This window comes from Paraburkholderia diazotrophica (genome assembly GCF_900108945.1).
GTDB lineage: Bacteria > Pseudomonadota > Gammaproteobacteria > Burkholderiales > Burkholderiaceae > Paraburkholderia > Paraburkholderia diazotrophica.
Genome location: NZ_FNYE01000105.1, coordinates 1 through 1614, shown reverse-complemented (window position 1 = coordinate 1614; position 1614 = coordinate 1). Strand labels below are relative to the sequence as shown.

Annotated in this window: 2 protein-coding genes; both read right to left on the bottom strand. The window is 60.3% G+C overall.

Going from position 1 to position 1614, the window contains the following annotated elements:
- Window positions 1-61 precede the first annotated feature (61 nt).
- Window positions 62-1318, bottom strand: a complete 1257-nt coding sequence (locus BMW76_RS40040; protein WP_090874173.1) for a Zn-dependent hydrolase — start codon at window positions 1316-1318, stop codon at window positions 62-64.
- Between the two features lie 17 nt (window positions 1319-1335).
- The coding region (locus BMW76_RS40035; protein WP_143062468.1) for a M20/M25/M40 family metallo-hydrolase at window positions 1336-1614 on the bottom strand (279 nt) is incomplete at its 5' end.

The following is a 1614-nucleotide window of genomic DNA, read 5'->3' as shown; positions in this document are numbered from 1 at the left end:
CTACCAGCATGACCATGACACTCCAGTAATGAATGATGTGAATTGGCGAATGGAATCCCGCTCACTTCGCTGCGAGGCGCTGGAGCACGACGTCTAGCAGAACGTTTGCGCCATCGATGAGCTGATCGTCGTCTGTATGTTCGCGCGGGTTGTGGCTGATGCCGCCGCGGCTCGGCACGAATATCATCGCCGCGGGCGCGATGCGCGCGATCATCTGGGCGTCATGTCCGGCGCCCGACGTCATCCGGCGATGCGTGAAGCCCATGCGCTCTGCCCACGCTTCAATCGCATCGGCTAGTCCTGCATCGAATACGACCGGCTCGAAGCGGACCAGGCGCTCGGTCGTGATCTTCACGCCTTCCTTCTCCGCGACCTCTTCGAGGAACTCAGCGAGCCGCCGCTCGGCATCCTGCAGGCGCTGTTCGTCCGGATCACGCAGATCGACCGTAAAGACTGCCTTGCTCGGAATCACGTTGATGACATTCGGCTCGATGCGCAGCATGCCGATTGTCGCCAGCGTGGTGCCGGTAGTAACGGCCAGCTCACGCAGGAACGTCGAAACGGCAGCGGCCGCCCAGCCCGCATCATGACGAAGCCGCGTTGGCGTTGTACCCGCGTGATTGGCATTGCCCTCAACAGTAATCTGCTGCCACGAGATGCCCTGGAGATTCTCGACCACGCCAATGCGGATGTTCTCTGCTTCGAGTATCGGGCCCTGCTCGATGTGCAGTTCGAGATACTCGTGCGGAACGATTGCGCGTGGCTCCAGGTCGCCGGCATAGCCAATGCGTACGAGTTCGTCGCCAAGCCGCGTGCCGTCGATTCCGATAGTGTTCAATGCTGCATCAACGGACAGGCCGCCAGCGTAGACCAGCGAACCCATCATATCCGGCTGATAGCGGATGCCTTCCTCGTTGGTGAACACACCGATGGTGATGGACCGCTGCGGCCCGATGCCTGCCTGACGAAAAGCTCTCACGACCGCGAGCCCCGCCAGCACGCCGTAGCAGCCTTCCAGCGCTCCGGCGCTTTTCAGCGTGTCGATGTGCGAACCCATCATCAGTGGACGCTGACTGCCGTCATCCGAATCGGAACGCAGCGTGCCGAAGATGTTGCCGATACGATCGACGCGGACATCGAGGTCCAGTTCGCGCATCCATCTGACGACGAGATCGCGCCCGGCGCGCTCATCGTCTGTGAGTGCAATGCGCGTCCGTCCACCGGCTTCACGATCGGCGCCCAGTTCGCCGAGCTGGCGCAATTGCTCGATCATGGGTGTGCCGTCGAGGGTCAATGATGAAGGTACAGACGTATTCATTTATTTCGCTTTGGTCGTTAGCCGACCGGCAACTCGAGCCGGGCGATCTCAGCGAAATATCTGGCTCCCGTCAAAAGGATTTCGTCATTGAAATCGTAGGTAGCGTTGTGGAGGGGAATACCCCCTTTCTCCACCGACTCGCCGTTGCCGATGAAGATGAAGTTGCCAGGAACAACCTGCAGGAATGCGCCGAAGTCTTCGGAAATCATCATCGGCTGGATGTTGGCGTCGACGCCATCGCTTCCCGCCACATTGCGCGCCGCTGTTACCGCGACGTCCACGAACTGCTCCGAGTT

Bases quoted from the DNA above. Each gene is read 5' to 3' on its own strand.
- BMW76_RS40040 (WP_090874173.1), bottom strand. From the start codon at position 1,318: ATGAATACGTCTGTACCTTCATCATTGACCCTCGACGGCACACCCATG.